The sequence below is a fragment of the Collimonas sp. GW821-FHT07E08 genome (genome assembly GCF_059418905.1).
In genome coordinates, this window is record NZ_JBWKQR010000004.1 from 94,391 (window position 1) to 112,045 (window position 17,655).

At 60.0% G+C, this 17,655-nt stretch carries 17 protein-coding genes; 8 read left to right on the forward strand and 9 right to left on the reverse strand.

Annotation, left to right across the window (positions count from 1 at the left end; all coding sequences use genetic code 11):
• Window positions 1-39: 39 nt before the first annotated feature.
• Window positions 40-2,289, reverse strand: coding sequence for a TonB-dependent hemoglobin/transferrin/lactoferrin family receptor (locus tag AC07RZ_RS06475; protein ID WP_494667330.1), 2,250 nt, complete (start codon window positions 2,287-2,289; stop codon window positions 40-42).
• Window positions 2,290-2,655: 366 nt separating this feature from the next.
• On the opposite strand from AC07RZ_RS06475, the gene AC07RZ_RS06480 reads away from it, so the two are divergent.
• Window positions 2,656-2,919: a hypothetical protein gene (locus tag AC07RZ_RS06480; protein WP_144738583.1), complete on the forward strand. Its 264-nt coding sequence runs from the start codon at window positions 2,656-2,658 to the stop codon at window positions 2,917-2,919.
• Between the two features lie 99 nt (window positions 2,920-3,018).
• On the opposite strand, the gene AC07RZ_RS06485 is transcribed toward AC07RZ_RS06480, so the two are convergent.
• Window positions 3,019-3,414 (reverse strand): VOC family protein, encoded by a 396-nt coding sequence (locus AC07RZ_RS06485; protein ID WP_494667331.1) that lies wholly within the window; start codon window positions 3,412-3,414, stop codon window positions 3,019-3,021.
• A 26-nt stretch (window positions 3,415-3,440) separates the two neighbouring features.
• On the opposite strand from AC07RZ_RS06485, the gene AC07RZ_RS06490 reads away from it, so the two are divergent.
• On the forward strand, window positions 3,441-3,860 hold the full coding sequence (locus tag AC07RZ_RS06490) for a DUF1810 domain-containing protein (RefSeq protein ID WP_494667332.1): 420 nt from the start codon (window positions 3,441-3,443) through the stop codon (window positions 3,858-3,860).
• 49 nt (window positions 3,861-3,909) lie between these two features.
• On the opposite strand, the gene AC07RZ_RS06495 is transcribed toward AC07RZ_RS06490, so the two are convergent.
• From AC07RZ_RS06495 to AC07RZ_RS06515, 5 genes are all read right to left on the reverse strand, one after another.
• Complete coding sequence (locus AC07RZ_RS06495; protein ID WP_494667333.1) at window positions 3,910-4,380, reverse strand: GNAT family N-acetyltransferase; 471 nt, start codon at window positions 4,378-4,380, stop codon at window positions 3,910-3,912.
• An 11-nt stretch (window positions 4,381-4,391) separates the two neighbouring features.
• Window positions 4,392-5,699, reverse strand: a complete 1,308-nt coding sequence (gene moeA / locus AC07RZ_RS06500; RefSeq protein ID WP_494667334.1) for a molybdopterin molybdotransferase MoeA — start codon at window positions 5,697-5,699, stop codon at window positions 4,392-4,394.
• Between the two features lie 10 nt (window positions 5,700-5,709).
• Window positions 5,710-6,318, reverse strand: coding sequence for a molybdenum cofactor guanylyltransferase MobA (gene mobA / locus AC07RZ_RS06505; protein ID WP_494667335.1), 609 nt, complete (start codon window positions 6,316-6,318; stop codon window positions 5,710-5,712).
• A 12-nt stretch (window positions 6,319-6,330) separates the two neighbouring features.
• Complete coding sequence (gene moaA / locus AC07RZ_RS06510) at window positions 6,331-7,443, reverse strand: GTP 3',8-cyclase MoaA (protein WP_494667336.1); 1,113 nt, start codon at window positions 7,441-7,443, stop codon at window positions 6,331-6,333.
• Between the two features lie 228 nt (window positions 7,444-7,671).
• The gene (locus AC07RZ_RS06515; RefSeq protein ID WP_494667337.1) at window positions 7,672-10,800 is read right to left on the reverse strand and encodes an Rne/Rng family ribonuclease; all 3,129 of its coding nucleotides are present in this window, start codon (window positions 10,798-10,800) and stop codon (window positions 7,672-7,674) included.
• A 713-nt stretch (window positions 10,801-11,513) separates the two neighbouring features.
• On the opposite strand from AC07RZ_RS06515, the gene rluC reads away from it, so the two are divergent.
• From rluC to AC07RZ_RS06535, 4 genes are all read left to right on the forward strand, one after another.
• On the forward strand, window positions 11,514-12,617 hold the full coding sequence (gene rluC, locus AC07RZ_RS06520) for a 23S rRNA pseudouridine(955/2504/2580) synthase RluC (protein WP_494667338.1): 1,104 nt from the start codon (window positions 11,514-11,516) through the stop codon (window positions 12,615-12,617).
• Between the two features lie 90 nt (window positions 12,618-12,707).
• Window positions 12,708-13,367 (forward strand): HAD-IIIA family hydrolase, encoded by a 660-nt coding sequence (locus AC07RZ_RS06525; RefSeq protein WP_092392884.1) that lies wholly within the window; start codon window positions 12,708-12,710, stop codon window positions 13,365-13,367.
• A gap of 25 nt (window positions 13,368-13,392) precedes the next feature.
• Window positions 13,393-13,764 carry a Rieske 2Fe-2S domain-containing protein gene (locus AC07RZ_RS06530; protein ID WP_144738573.1) on the forward strand — a complete coding sequence of 124 codons (372 nt, stop codon included), beginning with the start codon at window positions 13,393-13,395 and terminating at the stop codon, window positions 13,762-13,764.
• Between the two features lie 51 nt (window positions 13,765-13,815).
• Window positions 13,816-14,799 carry a S49 family peptidase gene (locus tag AC07RZ_RS06535; protein WP_144738572.1) on the forward strand — a complete coding sequence of 328 codons (984 nt, stop codon included), beginning with the start codon at window positions 13,816-13,818 and terminating at the stop codon, window positions 14,797-14,799.
• A 373-nt stretch (window positions 14,800-15,172) separates the two neighbouring features.
• Here AC07RZ_RS06535 and AC07RZ_RS06540 read toward each other — a convergent pair whose 3' ends face one another.
• Both AC07RZ_RS06540 and AC07RZ_RS06545 read right to left on the reverse strand, forming a co-directional pair.
• Complete coding sequence (locus tag AC07RZ_RS06540; protein ID WP_494667339.1) at window positions 15,173-15,928, reverse strand: SAM-dependent methyltransferase; 756 nt, start codon at window positions 15,926-15,928, stop codon at window positions 15,173-15,175.
• A gap of 6 nt (window positions 15,929-15,934) precedes the next feature.
• Window positions 15,935-16,585 carry a Maf-like protein gene (locus AC07RZ_RS06545; RefSeq protein WP_494667506.1) on the reverse strand — a complete coding sequence of 217 codons (651 nt, stop codon included), beginning with the start codon at window positions 16,583-16,585 and terminating at the stop codon, window positions 15,935-15,937.
• A gap of 136 nt (window positions 16,586-16,721) precedes the next feature.
• Between AC07RZ_RS06545 and AC07RZ_RS06550 the strand changes: the two genes are divergently transcribed.
• Both AC07RZ_RS06550 and rpmF read left to right on the forward strand, forming a co-directional pair.
• The gene (locus AC07RZ_RS06550) at window positions 16,722-17,222 is read left to right on the forward strand and encodes a YceD family protein (RefSeq protein ID WP_494667340.1); all 501 of its coding nucleotides are present in this window, start codon (window positions 16,722-16,724) and stop codon (window positions 17,220-17,222) included.
• Between the two features lie 192 nt (window positions 17,223-17,414).
• The gene (gene rpmF / locus AC07RZ_RS06555; protein WP_014006864.1) at window positions 17,415-17,597 is read left to right on the forward strand and encodes a 50S ribosomal protein L32; all 183 of its coding nucleotides are present in this window, start codon (window positions 17,415-17,417) and stop codon (window positions 17,595-17,597) included.
• Window positions 17,598-17,655: the final 58 nt, after the last annotated feature.

Genomic DNA, 17,655 nt, shown 5'->3' on the forward strand with positions numbered 1-17,655 from the left:
GGTTTTCTCCTGGTCCGGGAAATGGAATGGATGGTGCAATCAATACTGGAATTTGAGGCCGACATTGAAGTTGCGGCCGGGTGCGGTATAGGCGTCGGCGACAGTCGTGTTGCCCGCCAGCCCGCGCACGTCCGACCAGTTCCAGTACTGGCGGTTGAACAGGTTGTGGATGCCGGCGAACAGCGAGACGTTCTTGCTGATGTTGTAGCCGCCGCGCAGGTCGACCACGAAAGCGGCCGGCGGCGCAAAATCGCTTTGCTTGCTCATGTCGCTGCGGCGTTTGGCGCTTTGATAGATGACGTCGGCCTGGCCGTACCAGAGTTCGCTGGGTTCGTAGCGCAAGCCGAATACCGCCATGAAAGGATTGACGGTGTCGAGCGGCGTGCTGCCGCCGTCGGCGCCTTCGGTATGGCCTTTGGTGTACGCCATGCCGGCCTTGATTCCCAGGCCGTTGGCCAGCTGCCAGTCGATCCTTGCTTCGGCGCCGCTGATGCGGGCGCGGGCGCGGTTGACGTACTGGTAGATGAAAGGATCGACGAACGGCCGGCCGCTGCCCTTCACGATTTCCTGCGAGATGAAGTTGCTGTAGCGGCCGGTGAACGCGGCTACGCTGTAGCGCAAGGTGTCATTGCTGCCGCCCAGCTTGCCGCGCAAGCCGATTTCAAAGGTGTTGCTGGTCTCTGGTTTCAGGTCCGGGTTGCCGATGGTGGCGTAGCCGTAGATCGGGTTGCCGAAGCTGTTGTTGACCTGGTCCGGGGTCGGCGTGCGGAAGCCGCGCGCGTACTGGATATAGGGCAGCAGCGCCGGGCTGATCTCAACCATCAGCGCCAGCCGCGGCGAGACCGCATTGCCGCTCGACTTGGTGGCCTGGCCGGTGTAGGACGGATCGTTCTCGTCCGGCGTCAGGCGATAGCCGTCGAAACGCAGCCCGGGCATGATGCTGAACGGACTGGTTTGCGACAGGCGGATTTCATCCTGGATGAAAGCGCCGAACAGCGAGTAATCGGTATTCGGGAATGCCTTGTTGGGAAACGGCGATTCGCCGACGCCGGGAATGGCGCCGTCGCGCAGTCCGCTGATGCGCGCGGTGCTGAGGTCGAAGCCGTAAACCAGCTTGTGCTGCAGGTTGCCCGTGGCGAAGCCGCTTTCTGCCTGGGCCGAACCGCCGTAGGTGCTTTCCCGGTAAGTGTTGTCGCGGGTGCGGTCGACCGCCGGAAACCGGTCTTCATAGGAAAACTGGCGGTTCTTCGCATCCTGGTGGTAGATCTGCGCGTGGGCGTTCTGGAAATAAGGATTGCCGGCGTCCCTGAAGTCATAGGCCAGGCTGTAGCGGTTGCGCTCCAGCTTGTCGTTGGCGCGCAGCGCCAGGGTGCTGGCGGTGACCGCCGACAGCACGTTGGAGTCGGTTTTCTGTTCCTGGTGATTGATGGCTGCAGTGAAAGTGTCCTGGGCGCTGGCCTTGAACACCAGCTTTCCAAGCAGTGCATTGCCGTTGACGTTTTGCGGATTGGCGGTGTCGCGGCCGGGGCCGTTGATATCGCGCGTGCCTTTGGTGTCGACCTCATGGCTGGTACGCTTGTTGGCGATCAGCAAACCTTCGAAGCGTTCGCCGCCGAAAGCCGCGACGGCGGTGGTTGAGGTGCTGCCGTCGATGGAATCGTAAACCGGCTTGATCGAGAAATAGGTCGGCTTGTTGAAAATCTTCAGGAAATCGGAGGGATCCTTGGTGATGAAGTTGACCGCGCCGGTCAGGCCGTCGCTGCCGTACATGGCCGATGCCGGGCCGCGCAGGATTTCCACACGTTTATACATGTCCATCTGCATGTAGTCGCCGCGCCCCGCCTCCAGCGGTCCGAACGAAAACGAGCTGGGCAGGCGGATGCCGTCTTCCATCAGCAGTATGCGGTTGCCTTCCAGGCCGCGGATATTGATGCCCTCGTTGCCGCCGCGGCCGCCGGCGGTAGCCGCTGACGACGGCCGGTAAGGACCGCGCCTGACGGAGACGCCGGGCTCGTAGCGCAGCAGGTCCTTGACGTCCCTTGGTTGCTGTTCTTCGATGGTTTCGGCGTTGATCACCGAGATGCTGCTGGGCGTGCGCGCCACGGCGGTTTCGGTGCGGGTAGCGGTGACCGATATTTCATCGAGCGTGCGGCCGGCGGCATAGCTGCCGGCCAGCAGCTGCGGCGCGCTCTGCGCAAAAACCGGCAGCGCAACTGCGATCGTGGCGAACACGGCAAAATTGGCGGCCGCAGGCAATCCCGGCAAGCGGGTTGGGTATAAAGTGGGCAAAGCGTCGTACTCCAAAACAATCAAACTTGTTGAGTGGCTGGCGACGCTGGTGATGCGGCTGGCTGAAACAGGGAGGTGGCGGTGGACAAGCGATAAAGCTTGTTTGCGGGCTTAATTATAAATGAGAATTATTATTATTTGTGAAATTCGCTAAACAAGCTGCTGATTTTTATCGCCGGAGACCAGCATAGTTACATCTGGTAGCAACTATGCATGATTGGAAATAGTGGGGCAATAAGCGCTGGCCTATACTGTGGGCATAACAGGTGCCGGGTGATGGAATACCCCACATTTCCCCGCAATAAATAGAAAAAACCGGAGTTCACCGCAGTTTACTGAACAGAACCGACAGAAAAGGAGTTCACCATGCGTACGTTCATAATTTTGGCCGCAGTCGCCATGCTGGCCGGTTGCGCCACGGATGCCGAACGCGCCGCCCAGGCGCAGCGCGATGTCGACCAGATGATGCGCGTTTATGGCCCGGCTTGCGAACGGCTTGGATATAAAGGCAATACCAACGAATGGCGCAGTTGCGTGCTGCGGCTGGACACAAAAGACAATACCGAACGCTATCCGGCGACTACAACCTGTTTTGGCCATCCTGGTTTATTCCAGTGCAATACGTTCTGACGGCAGCAGTTTGATGTAAGTCAAGGCAGTGTTTTCAGCAGGCCGTCAATACGCCAATTGACGGCCTGCTTTGACGTGGAGGCCATGCAATCCCGGCCCTTAAGCCACGGCGTCGTGGCAGCACGCGCAAAGCTTGTTGCCGTCGGCATCGCGGAAGTAGGCGCCGTAATAGTCGGGATGGTATTCCAGGCGCAGACCGGGCGCACCTTCGCACGATCCGCCGTTTCCCAGGGCCGCGGCATAAGCGCTGTCTACCGCGGCCCGGGTCGGCGCCAGCAGGGCGATCATCTGGCCGTTGCCGACAGTGGCAATGTTGCCGTCGTAAGGCGCGCCAATGATGAACAGGGGCCGGGCCTTGCCGCTAGCCATCCAGGCCGCCCACGGCCTGCCGGCATCGCAGAATTTGAGCTCCAGGTCCAGTTTTCCCATGACAGCAGAATAGAAACCGTATGCGCGCTGGAAATCGGTGACGCCGATAAAAACATGAGAGATCATGGGCTTTCCTTTTGGTAGAAAATGACGTGAACGATCAATACAACCTGCAGCGTTTCGTGGCCGCCCAGCAGCCGGTCTTCGATATCGTACGCGAAGAGCTGGGCCGGGGCAGCAAACGAAGCCATTGGATGTGGTTCATTTTTCCCCAAATTGAAGGACTGGGGCGCAGCCCCACGGCGCTCAGGTATGCGATCTCGTCGCTGGAGGAAGCCAGGGCCTACCTGGACCACCCGCTGCTGGGACCGCGCCTGCGCGAATGCTGCCGGCTGGTTGCGATTGTGGACGGGCGCTCGATAGAAGATATTTTCGGTTTTCCCGACTACATGAAATTTCAATCTTCAATGACCTTGTTCGCACAAGCGACATCCGACAATCAGGTGTTCAATGAGTGTTTGCAAAAATATTTTGGAGGAGAGCGTGATCAGGCCACGCTCTCCCGATTGTGAACATCCGCGGCGACACGCAGCAGGGTTTTGAGATCGTCGGAGTATTTCGTTATTCGCCGCTTTGACTGAGAGACAAACGCATCGGCACGAAGCATATGCCATGCATTTCAACTTGCGGGCCGGTTTTGACGAAGCCGAAGCGCTCGTAGACAGGCTGTGCGAAAGGCGAGGAATTGACTGTAAAGGCGTTGATGGTTTCGAGCGCAGCGGTTGCTGTTTTCGCTGTTTGCCAAAGCTGCGTAGCTAAGCCGCGACGCTGGAATTCTTGGGCGACAAACAGATGGAACACATGGCTGCGATCGCGGACGGCTATAAAGCCGGCGAGCACGCCATCTTCAAAAGCGAGGCGGTATTGGTAGCGCGGATTGGCAATATATTCGCTCTCGGCGGCGACTGAGACAGATTCGAAAAAACGTTCAGCACCCTTGCCGTCAGGCGTGGCCAGGAATTCATGTGTAAAGCAGCGAATCAACGCACTTATGGCGTCGGCATCTTCAGTACCGGCAGCGCGGAAGTCCATATTCGCGGCTCCTAGATCAAACCATCGAACAGAATGACCTCGACCGCATCGCCGCCGGCGACGTCGCCCTGTTCATGCGCCAGCACGATCATGCAATTGGCCTCTGCCATCGAACGCAAGATGCCGGAACCCTGGGCGGCGGTAGGACGCACGCTCCACTGGCCGTCGCTCAAGCCGAGGATGCCGCGCTGGTATTCGGTGCGTCCCGGGCGCTTGCGGATGGCGACGGCCGCGGTGGCGCGCATCAGCGGCAACGGCGTCACTTGCGCACCCATCATCTGCAGCAAGGCTTCGCGCGCAAAAAAATAAAACGACACCATGACCGCCACCGGATTGCCCGGCAGGCCGAAGAACAAGGCTTGCCTGCCGCCCGACGTGATGCTGCCGAAGGCCAGCGGACGGCCTGGACGCATGCCGATTTTCCAGAAGGCGACGTCGCCCAGCTGCGCCATCATCTGCTTGGTGTGGTCGGCGTCGCCGACCGAGACGCCGCCCGAGGTGATGATCGCGTCGGCGTTCTCGCAGGCGCTGCGGAAAGCGCTTTCCAGCGCCTGCGGATCGTCGCCGACCACGCCCATGTCGATGATGTCGCAGCCCAGGCGCCGCAGCATGCCGTACAGGGTGTAGCGGTTGGAATCGTAGACGCAGCCGGGATCCAGCACTTCGCCCACCGAGCGCAATTCATCGCCGGTCGAGAAGAACGCCACGCGCAGGCGGCGCCTTACCGGTATTTCGGCGATCCCCAGCGAAGCCAGCAAGCCGAGGTCGGCGGGGCGCAGGATGCGGCCCTGGACGATGGCGGCGCTGCCGGCTTTCAGGTCTTCGCCGGCCAGGCGGCGATTGGCGCCTGGCTTGACGGCGCCTGCCGGGACGGTGACTGAGCCAGCCGCACTGCCGGGGCCGACGAATTCTTGCGGGATGACCGTGTCGAGTCCATCCGGCATCAGGGCGCCGGTCATGATCCTTACCGCTTGGCCGCCGGCCAGCGCTCCCTGGTAGGCGCGGCCGGCGTGGGCGGTGCCGGCTATCGCCAGCACGGTATCGGCGTCGGCGCGCAGGTCGGCCGAATTGAAGGCGTAGCCGTCCATGGCCGAGTTGTCATGCGCCGGGACGTCGATCGGCGAAATGATGTCGCTTGCCAGCACACGGTCGAGGGCGCTGCGCAGCGCTACCTTTTCAATCGCGGTGACCGGCGTGATGCAATCGCGGATGATGGCCTGCGCCTGCCTGACCGGCATGGCGTGCGGATCGTAGTCCGACATGCAGCTGGTCAGCTCGGACAAGGATGGCTTGGCAGGACGGGTATTCAGGTTCTTCATTGCGTTTGCATTATCGCTGTAGTAACTGTTCTCGGGTATTGATGTTACGGAAAGCGTCGGCATCGGTAAACAGCGTTTCGCAATAGTTGAGGCGGCGGTACCATGTTTCCATCTTACGTCCGCCACCCTGCAGGTAGTCATTGAGGTCGGTCAATAAACCGGTTTTCAGCAGCATGAATACCGGCTGCGGCCAGATGGCCTGGTCACTGGCGTCCCGTGTGCAGGCTACCGCCAGGTCGGCGTCGGCGCCGGCCAGGGTTTGCGCCAGGCGTTGCACCAGGTCATGCGGCAAGTAGGGCGAGTCGCAGGGAGCGGTCGCCAGGTAGGGCGTGCCGCAGCGGCGCAGGCCAGCCTGCAGGCCTGCTAGCGGGCCTGCAAAGCCGGACTGTTCATCGGGCCAGACCGGCGCTCCGAACGCCGCGTAGCTGTCCTGGTTGCGGTTGGCGTTGATGATCAGGCTGCCGACCTGGGGGGCCAGGCGCGCGACAACGTGCTCTACCATCGGTTTGCCGTCGAGCAGGGCCAGGCCTTTGTCGATGCCGCCCATGCGGGCGCCGCGGCCGCCTGCCAGTATCAGGCCGGTGATGTCGGGTGCAGAGGGCGGAGGACAGGTTTCCATGGCGGGGCCGGGTCAGCCGCCTATGTATGACATTTCCACTTTCTTCGGGGCCGGCGCCAAGCCCTCGGTGCGTTGCGTGCGCAATTCAGAATAACGGTCATCGCGGGCGCGCCACAGCTGGCCGATCACGCTGGAGATTTCTTGGTCGCTGCATTCGTTGCGCAGCAAGGCGCGCAGGTCGTGGCCGGCGCTGGCAAACAGGCAGGTGTACAGCTTGCCTTCGGTCGACAGGCGGGCGCGCGAACAGTCGTGGCAGAACGCCTGGGTGACGCTGGAAATCAGGCCGACTTCGCCGACGCCGTCGTCGTAGCGCCAGCGCTGCGCGGTTTCGCCGACGTAGTTGGCCGCCAGCGGCTGCATCGGCAGTTCGCCCTGGATCAGCCGGGCGACTTCGGCCGACGGCACTACTTCATCCATCTTCCAGCCGTTGGAGGCGCCCACATCCATGTATTCGATGAAGCGCAGGATGTAAGGCGTGTTCTTGAAGTGGCGCGCCATCGGCAGGATTTCCTGGTCGTTGACGCCGCGCTTGACCACCATGTTGACCTTGATCGGGCCCAGCCCGACCTGGTGCGCCACGTCCAGGCCGTGCAATACGTCGGCCACCGGGAAGTCGGCGTCGTTCATGCGCTGGAAGATGTTTTCATCGAGCGCGTCGAGCGATACGGTGACGCGGTTCAGGCCGGCGTCTTTCAGCGCCTGGGCTTTTTTCGCCAGCAGCGAACCGTTGGTGGTCAGGGTCAGGTCGAGCGGCGCGCCATCCGGCGTCTTCAGGGCGCTCAGCATGCCGATCAGTTTTTCGATGTGCTTGCGCAGCAAGGGTTCGCCGCCGGTCAGCCGGATCTTGTGCACGCCGTGGGCGACGAACAGGCTTGCCAGGCGGGTGATTTCTTCAAACGACAGCAAGGCGGTGTGCGGCAGGAATGCATAGTCCTTGTCGAACACCGCGCGCGGCATGCAGTAGACACAGCGGAAATTGCAGCGGTCGGTGACCGAGATGCGCAAGTCATGCAGCGGCCGCCCCAATTCATCCGCGATCAGGCCGGTCGGCGTTTCAAGGATGGAGGGAAGGGAAGGCGGCAAGAAACTGCGGCTATCGATCAGCGGGATGACTTTTCTAGTCATGGTGTCGTGTGTCTGGAAAAATGTGCAATGGCTTGCATCTATATATGGGGTGGCAACTTCTACAAGATACCATGGACGTCGTTTTTTAGCTTCAGCGCTTGCCAAATAGCGGCAGGCGCGGCAATTCTCGCAATTTCAAACATATCGCCTGCGCCAGACGTGACAAAGGGAGTCTGGGACTCCCTTTGTTGTCTTACTGTCTAGCTTGCCGCCTGGTGGCGGAGCAGCTTACTGCGGGCGCTGGGTTTCGACCTGCACCAGCGGTTCGCTGGATTGCGCCGGCAACGGCTTGCGTTCGCGCGGCACGCGTGGCGCCGCGACGATGTTTGCCGTGGCTTCCTGTGCTGCACGCAGCTTGTCTGGATCGGTCGCTGCCAGGGTCAGGCCGGCTGCAGCCAGTACGCTCTGCAAGTCTTCCACCTTAGGCGATCCGCTCGAAACGGCCGTCTTGACGACCGCCGGCGCTTCTGCTGCCGGCGCCGCGGTTTCGGCAACCGCAGGAGCAGCTACCGGCACCGCTGGCGCTAGCGGTGCAGGGGTTTCGATCAGCGGTTCTGCTGCTGGCTGGCTGGCGACGATTGCTGGAGCTGCTTCAGGTACCACAGGCTCCGGCACGATCGCTGCCGGGATGGCGACGGGCTCGGGTGCGGCCGGCGTAGGTGCGGCCGGCGTAGGCTCGGCAACCGCCGGTGCTGCGACGACTGGCGCGGCAACTACCGGCTCCGGTACCGGTTCTGCTACTGGCGCGGCTTCAGCGACGGTTTCCTCTTGCCGGGCGATTTCCTGTGGCACCAGCGGCGCTGCGATTGCGTTCGACAGTACGGTCGGCGCTGGCGCCGCCTCAACTGCCGGGGCTTCCGTTTCGTGCGCCGTCGGTTGCGTCATCGGCACTGCGGACGCCATCATCGGTACGCTGTCGCTGGCCGGGGTGGCTGCTTCAGCTTGCACTGGAACAATCGCCGCTGCAGGAGCAACTGCATCGTTGCCGGTTTCGGCCACGTCAGGTGATGCCGTGGTTTCGCCGGTTTCGATGTCGTCGCCGCTGCCTTCGGTCGTGCCTTCGGCGCCGTCGCGGTCGCGACGATTGCGGTTACGGCCACCGCGGCGGCGGCGGCGGCGTGGTTCTTCGTCTTCACCGGCCTTGGCTTCAACGCGTCCGCTATCGGTTTGCGCCGGTTCCGCAGTTTCGGTAATGCTGCTGACGGCTACGCCGGCAGCGGCGACTACGCCACCCTTGAGCAAGGTTTCATCAACCTTGATTTCGCTCAGGTTTTCCTTGCGTTCTTCACGTGGCGCACGCGGTGGGCGTTCGCTGCGTTCGCGCCGGCCTTCGTTGCGCGTTTCCGCTTTGCTTTCGCTGGTTTCACGCGGTTCTCTTTGCTCTTTAGGCTCGCGCGGAGGGCGCGGCGGACGTGTCTGCTGGGTCTTGGCTTCCAGCGCTTCCACCAGCGGCTTCTTGGCGTTGTCGTCGCGTGTTTCCTGCACGCTGCCGTCGCGGTGGCTGCCATCGCGGTTGCGGCCGCCACGGTTACGGCCGCGCTGGCCGCGGTTGTTGCGGTCGCCGGCGCGGTCGCCGCGTTGTTGCTGGTCCTTGGCTTCCGCAGTAGCGGCAGGAGTTGCTACCGGCGCTGCCGGCTTGCTGAAGAAGAAGCCGAAGATCTTGCCGAGGAAACCTGTTTCCGCCGGGCTGGCAGCCGCGGCAACTGCCGTCGGACGCGCTTCGACCGGCTTGCGCTCGACGATAGGCGCCGGCTGGTCTGGCGTAATGCCCTTGACCACGGCTTCCTGGCGCGGTTTGCCTTCCTCTTTCTGGGTCTTGCTGTAGCCGATGTCGGTATCCGCCTGCTCTGCCATGGCATAGCTGGCCTGGGTTTCTTCCAGGCGCGGATCGTCGTGCTTCAGGCGTTCCAGCTTGTAATGCGGGGTTTCCAGGTGCTTGTTCGGAATCAGGATGATGCCGACCCGGTGACGGGTTTCGATCTTCAGGATCTCGCCGCGCTTTTCGTTCAGCAGGAAAGCCGCGACGTCGACCGGGGCCTGGACGTGGATCGCGGCCGAGTTTTCTTTCATCGCCTCTTCCTGGATGATGCGCAGGACTTGCAGGGCGGACGATTCGGTATCGCGGATATGGCCGGTGCCGTTGCAGCGCGGGCAAGTCACATGGCTGCCTTCCGACAGCGAAGGACGCAGGCGCTGGCGCGACAGCTCCATCAGGCCGAAGCGCGAGATCTTGCCCATCTGGACGCGGGCGCGGTCGTAGCGCAGGGCGTCTTTCAGGCGGGTTTCGACTTCGCGCTGGTTCTTGGAGTTCTCCATGTCGATGAAGTCGATCACGATCAAACCGCCGAGGTCGCGCAAACGCAATTGGCGCGCAACTTCTTCCGCTGCTTCGCAATTGGTGTTGAATGCGGTGGTTTCGATGTCGCCGCCGCGGGTGGCGCGGGCAGAGTTGACGTCGACCGAAACCAGGGCTTCGGTATGGTCGATCACGATGGCGCCGCCGGATGGCAGCGGCACGGTGCGCGAGTACGCGGTTTCGATCTGGTGTTCGATCTGGAAGCGGGAGAACAGCGGCACGTCGTCGCGGTAGCGTTTAACGCGGTGCACCATGTCGGGCATGACGTGGGCCATGAACTGCTGGGCCTGGTCGTGGATTTCGTCGGTGTCGATCAGGATTTCGCCGATGTCGGGCTGGAAATAATCGCGGATCGCACGGATCACCAGCGACGATTCCTGGTAAATCAGGAAGGCGCCCTTGCCGGTCTGGCCGGCGCCTTCGATGGCGCGCCAGAGTTGCATCAGGTAATTCAAGTCCCATTGCAATTCGTCAACATTGCGGCCGATGCCGGCTGTGCGGGCAATCACCGACATGCCGCTTGGCAGGTCCAGCTGGTCCATGGTTTCGCGCAGTTCCTGGCGATCTTCGCCTTCGACCCGGCGCGAGACACCACCGCCGCGCGGGTTGTTCGGCATCAGGACCAGGTAGCGGCCAGCCAGTGACACGAAGGAGGTCAGGGCGGCGCCTTTATTGCCGCGCTCTTCCTTTTCGACCTGCACCATGATTTCCTGGCCTTCGCGCAGGGCATCCTTGATCGATGCGGTGCGGACGTCTACACCTTCCTTGAAGTAAGTGCGGGCAACTTCCTTGAACGGCAAAAAGCCATGACGCTCTTCACCGTAGTTGACGAAACAGGCTTCCAGCGACGGCTCGATACGGGTAATCACACCTTTGTAGATATTGGACTTGCGTTGTTCGCGTCCGGTGGTTTCGATATCGATGTCGATGAGCTTTTGCCCGTCAACAATAGCCACGCGCAGTTCTTCTTGCTGCGTGGCATTAAACAACATGCGTTTCATTTTTCGCTCCGTGACCCTTGGGTCAATGCAATGGCGCTTAAAGATTGCTGTTCTTCAGCATTTCTGTCAGCGACAAAAAGTACAAGGATGTACGCGAGAACGGAGTGTCAGGGGGGAGAGAATTGCCTTGGTGTGTATGCGCTATATGAGCGCAGTGCACAGGCGCGGATATAGTGCTGCCGGCAGAGGCATCTGCAAACCTGCTGCGCGTCTCGATCTCTGGTCTGCGATGCTCGCTGTACTTTCGTACAGCTGCGCTTCTCTACCAGGCATCGAACCGCTCGCGACGGTTTTCAGGCGCCTCTTACTGAAAAACTACCAGCGCGGCCGGTACGGCATCTTGCGGTTCGCGGAACGCGAGCACGACGCTTGGCGGTGAGCAGCTTGATAGAGCCAAATAGAGCATTGGTTTCAGCAAGTATGCGACAAATTTAAAACACTACATCAACCGGCGAGCTCGTCGCGATCGTTTGGATCGCATCGGGCTCGCCGGACTTTATCCTAATCATCCAGACATTCTTGTTCAGCATCCGTGCGCGTTATCCGATGACAACAACGGTGCGACCTTGACTCGCGCAGGGGTGATGCGTACACATTTCCCATCAAATTTGCAAATTGGCGAGGCTGATGGGGACGCCCCTGTGTAGAATGGTCTTTTTATTCTTACACCAGCAACTGTTTTCTAACAATTGCGGAACAATTATATATTCAAAATGAAGGACTTAGCGAGATTTTCTGGAGGACGAGCTGAGACTCGTCCCAAGGCGCGGGCACAAGCCGCGCCCAAGCATAAGGCCGACCGCAATGTAGCCGTGGAGCAAGAGGTGCAGCCGTCGCCTGCGCCGCCGCCCCTCGCCGTGCAACTGCTGACTATTGCGGAAGATGACGCAGGCCAGCGCATCGACAATTTTTTATTGCGTATTTGTAAAGGAGTTCCCAAGAGCCATATCTACCGCGTGCTGCGCTCCGGCGAGGTCAGGGTCAACAAAGGCCGCATCGACCAGACCTACCGCCTGGTCGAGGGCGACGTGATCCGGGTGCCGCCGATCCGGATTGCTGAAAAGCAAACGCAGGCAGTGGCGCCGGGGGCGGAATTCAAGATCTTGCTGGAAGACAACCATTTGCTGGTGATCGACAAACCGGCGGGGGTGGCCGTGCATGGCGGCTCCGGCGTCAGCTACGGTGTCATCGAACAGTTGCGCGCCGCCCGGCCGCAAGCCAAGTTCCTGGAGCTGGTGCATCGGCTGGATCGCGATACTTCCGGCATCTTGTTGCTGGCAAAGAAACGTTCTGCGCTGACCAACCTGCACGAACAGATGCGCGACGGCGATACCGACAAGCGCTACCTGGTGCTGGTGCATGGCGACTGGCAAAACGAGCGGCAACATGTCAAGCTGCCGTTGCACAAGTACACGGCGGCCGACGGCGAGCGCCGGGTGCGGGTGCAGGCCGACGGCCAGGCATCGCACACGATTTTCAACCTGATCCGGCGTTACGGGGATTATGCGTTGCTGGAGGCGGAGCTGAAGACCGGCCGCACCCATCAGATCCGGGTCCACCTGTCGTCCAGCGGCTTCGCCATCGCCGGCGACGACAAATACGGCGATTTTGCGCTGAACCGGACTTTGCAGAAAGCCGATGGCCAGCGCGTCGCGCTGAAACGGATGTTCTTGCACGCCTATCAGATTACCTTCGCCCATCCGGAAACGGGCAAGCCGGTCACCCTCAAGGCGCCGCTGCCGCCGGAATGCGAAAAATTCCTGAAAAGCCTGCCGAAAGATATTCCTGCCGCAATGCCGGCAGCAGAGCACGATTAGAATATCGGTTAGTATTTTTGTCGGTTTGCCGATTTTTCCCGACCGGCAGGCCAAACCTAACAACAGGAGCTGGCAAGGTTGCCAGGCAATATGGCGCGAAAGAAATTTGATTTAATAGTATTCGATTGGGATGGCACCTTGATGGACAGTACCGCCATCATCGTGAAATGCATCCAGGCTGCAGCCAGGGACCTGGGCCTGGCGGTTCCGGACAACAAGGCCGCCGCACACGTGATCGGGCTGGGCCTGGCGGAAGCCATGCAGGTAGCGATGCCGGGCCTCGAGCCAAGCCAGTATCCGCGGGTAGTGGAGCGCTATCGTTATCACTACCTGGCGCAAGACCAGGACTTGACCTTGTTCGACGGCGTGCGCGAAATGCTGGCGGACCTGTCGCAGCAGGGATATTTCCTGGCGATCGCCACCGGCAAGAGCCGGGTCGGGCTGAACCGCGCCTTGCATGAAACCAAACTGCTGTCGGCGTTTGATGCAACCCGGTGCGCCGACGAGACCTTCTCCAAGCCGCATCCGGCCATGCTGCAGGAACTGACGCGCGAGCTGGGCCAGGATTTGAAGCGCACGGTGATGATCGGCGACACCACCCATGACCTGCAGATGGCGATCAATGCCGGCGCCGCGGGGATTGCGGTCCAGTATGGCGCGCATCCGGCGCATGAGCTGGATGTGCTGAAGCCTTTGTTCAACGCGACCTCGACGGTGCAGCTGCACGCCTGGCTTAAAGACAACGCCTGACCCTGAATCCGACGAGACACATGCCGTGAATGTTATCCGTATCCCCCTGTGTGCTTCTTCTGCGCTGGCCGAGCGCGGCAAGGGCGTGCGCTTTGCGGTTACCGCCTGGGGCGAGGATGCGGTTGCGTTTGCCATACGCCACCACAATATCGTCCACGCCTACCTGAACCGGTGCGCGCACATTTCGCTGGAACTGGACTGGAACGAGGGGGAATTTTTTGAATCCAGCGGTTTGTACCTGATGTGCGCCACGCATGGCGCGGTGTATGAGCCGGAAACCGGCAACTGCGCCGGCGGCCCGTGCCGCGGCGGACGCTTGCACAAGATTCTGGTTGAAGAAAGCAATGATCAGGTGTTCTGGATCCCTGATGAATATGTGCGGCCTGTGATTGCCTGACAGGCCGGCCTGTTCAATAACGATTTCGGATAAACGAAGCGAGTGAACACCATGAGCACTAACGAATTTGACAATGTGAGAACTGCCATGCCGGAAAAAAAAGAAGGTTGGGAGCGCGATGTGCTGGAGAAGCTGGCGTTCGCGTCGTTGCGCGAACAGCGCGCGCGCCGCCGCTGGGGGATCTTTTTCAAGCTGGCCGTGATCGGCCTGATCATCTCCGCGGTTTGGCTCGGCATGAATTACGAAGGTTCTGACACCCAGACCGTCGGCGCGCACACCGCGCTGGTCAAGATCAACGGCGCGATCGAATCGGAAGGCAACGGCTCGGCCGGTGTGGTGGTGCCGGCGCTTGACAACGCTTTCGCCGCGGACGATTCGGTCGGCGTGATCTTGCGCATCAACAGCCCTGGCGGCAGCCCGGTGCAAGCCGGCATCATCAACGATGAAATCACGCGCCTGCGCAAGGAATATCCGAACAAGCCGCTGTATGTGGTGGTTGACGAGATGTGTGCTTCGGGCGGTTATTACATTGCCGCCGCAGCCGATAAGATTTATGTCAACAAGGCCAGCATCGTCGGCTCCATCGGCGTGCTGATGGACGGCTTCGGTTTCACCGGCCTGATGGACAAGGTCGGTGTTGAACGGCGCTTGCTGACCGCCGGCGAGAACAAAGGTTTCCTCGATCCGTTCAGCCCGATGAGCGCGACCCAGAAGGGTTATGCGCAAACCATGCTGGCGGAAATCCACCAGCAGTTCATCGACGTGGTGCGCAAAGGCCGCGGCGCGCGCCTGAAGGAAACGCCGGAAACTTTTTCAGGCCTGTTCTGGAGCGGCTCCAAGGCGGTCGAGATGGGCCTGGCCGACGGTTATGGAACGGTGGACAGCGTAGCGCGCGATGTCTTGAAGCAGGAGGATATTGTCGATTACACCAAGAGCGAAGGTTTGCCTGAGCGCGTGCTGAAAAAATTCGGCGTGGCGATGGGGGCGGGCGTGGTGCAATCGCTGATGGATAACGTCAAGCCAAGCTTGCGTTGAATTTCATGCAAGGCCTGCTGGCAAGCGGGTCTTGCGGCAATGTCAAAGTAGAAACCGGCATATGGTAATACCTTAATTCGCCTTGTATCTTCGCGATCCTGTCGTATATTAAAGGTACTCGGGAATAGCGAACGGAGGGGGCCATTATAGGAATACCACGATCCATTACCATACAGATTGTTCCGGTAGCAAAAAGTCACTCCATCGCAATACAACCCCTTGTTTTGGAGTAGTGCGGTGACTACCGGATAAACCATCGCATCACGGATGCGACACCGAGAAGTTTTCGACTTCTCAACATAAATGTCTTTCGAGACAGGCAAGTACGGCGACGGCGCAATACCGTCGCCGTTTTGCGTTATGCGCGACGAAGTTATTGCGCGAGGAACAGGAATACAGTTGGCTTTTTATGAAAGTCGGGATGTTTGCCCGCAGCCAAGGCAGCTTTCCATTTCGCGGCGGTCTGGGTCCTGATGGTTTCCGAAGGCAGCGTCAGGTCGGTGGCTACGCAAATCAGCGTGCCGGGCTGGCAGGCGCTGGCTAACGCTTCCAGGAAGGCGCTGTTGCGATACGGCGTTTCTATGAATAATTGCGTTTGCTGTTCCTGGCGCGAACGCAATTCCAGTGCCTTGATGCGTTTGCCGCGCTGCTCGGCGTCGGTCGGCAGGTAGCCGTTGAATGCGAAGCTCTGGCCGTTCAAGCCGCTGCTCATGACAGCCAGCAGCAATGACGACGGGCCTACCAGTGGCCGCACTTGAATGCCGTGCGCATGGGCAAGCCGCACCAGGTTGGCGCCGGGATCGGCGACCGCCGGCACGCCGGCGTCGGAGATCAGGCCGGCGTCCTGCCCGGCAAGGATCGGCGCCAGCAAGGCCGGCAATGCGGCGCTGGCTGTATTGACGTTCAGCTCGGCGATCTGGATTTCCTGCAGCGGCTTGGCCAGCGGCTGGACCGCATCTGTCAGCTTCAGGAATGCGCGCGTGGTCTTTGCATTTTCTGCAATGAAGTAATCCAGCCTGGCGGTGAGCGCCTGTACTTCCTGCGGGATGACGGATGCGAGCGCCGCAGCCGGCGACACAGCGTCGCTTTGGCCTAATGTGTTGGGGATTAAATACAGGGTGCCTGGCATGTCGGTCTATTTAATGAAAATGGGAAGGCGGAAAAATGGGAAGGCGGCGCGGCGCAGCATACCGGTCAGCGCGATTAATGGCAAACCGGTCAGGGCGGTCGGATCGGTGCTTTCGATTTTTTCCAGGATGGCGATGCCCAATCCTTCATTTTTTGCGCTGCCGGCGCAATCGTAGGGTTGTTCGATGCGCAAGTAGGCATCCAGCTCGGCATCGGGCAGGTCGCGGAAAGTAACGAAGGTCTGGATGTTTTCGATCTGGGCTGCGTGTTCGGCTTGGCTCTGCCTGCCGTCCCACAGGCAGAGCGCCGTGTGGAAAATGACGCGGCGGCCGCGCATTTTCTGCAATTGAGCCAAGGCATTTTCGTGATTGCCGGGTTTGCCGATCTGCTCGCCGTCGAGCGTGGCCACCTGGTCGGAACCGATTACCAGTGCATTTGGCGCCGCCAGCGCCACCGCGCGCGCTTTTTCCAGTGCCAGGCGCAAGGCTGTGGCTTGCGGGCTCTCGCCGGGGCGGGGCGTTTCGTCGACGTCGGGTACGATCACCTCAAACGGAATTTGCAGCCGGGAAAGCAGTTCCTTGCGATATATTGAGCTTGAACCGAGGATCAGGCGCGGCAGAGGGCTTGTGGAAGAGATGGTTTGTTGTAAGGAAGCCATGGTTTTTGTTGTTTGAGCGATTGCGGAAGCGGCAAATGACGGGCAAAGTGCGGAAAACACGCTAACACTTTGACGAATAAGGGAAAAGGCTGTTATTATCGCAGGTTTTCCGGGTTCGGCTGGGTTAGGCTTTATTATGAGTGCTTTTGTCATTGACGCCTTTGAGTATGCCCGCCATAAAGAGCGCCGTGAAGGCGATGCGCTGGTGGCCGATCTGGGCCGCCTATCGGCTGAGACTGCGGATCGCTCCGGCAGCTTGCATTGGGTCCTGGTTGGCGGCGCCGATCAGTTGGGGCATCCGCAACTGACGCTGACGGTCAGCGGTTCGACCAAGATCATGTGCCAGCGCTGCCTGACGCCGTTCGATTTCGATATCGATTCGGAATCCGTGCTGGTGTTGGCAAAAGACGAAGAAAGCGCCGACGCGATCGATGCGCTGCTTGATAATGACGAGATTGATGTCATCGTCGGCACTAAAACACTGAATATCATTGAGCTGGTTGAAGATGAGGCTCTGCTGGCCTTGCCCTTGTCGCCGAAACATCCGGTTTGCCCGGACCAGTCTGCGCTTGAAGGCTTGAAAAGCGCCAAGAAAGAATCGCCTTTTGCGATGCTGAAGAACCTGAAGCAGCAGTAAGACGGCAGTAAAGATGCACAGAATTGCGGTAAATTTGTCGCGCTGATTTTCACATGAATGTGATTCCGTGTGACTAAGGTGTGGCAATAGGTAGTAAAATCCGCGCACAAACGCGGCAGGAATATCCAGCCTTTCCCTGTTCTGAGGGTTGGATATGTTAAACTTTAAGATCTTAAGAAAGCAGGAGTTATCATGGCAGTTCAACAAAATAAAAAGACCCCATCCAAGCGCGGCATGCACCGTGCCCACGATTTTCTGGTTGCGCCTCCGCTGGCTATCGAGCCAACGACTGGTGAAACACATCTGCGCCACCACATCAGCCCTAACGGCTTTTACCGTGGCCGTAAAGTGTTGAAGACCAAGAACGACGAGTAATATCTACTTGTTCTTGCGATGCAGGTTGAAGGCGGCGCGATGAGTTTCTCAGTGCGCC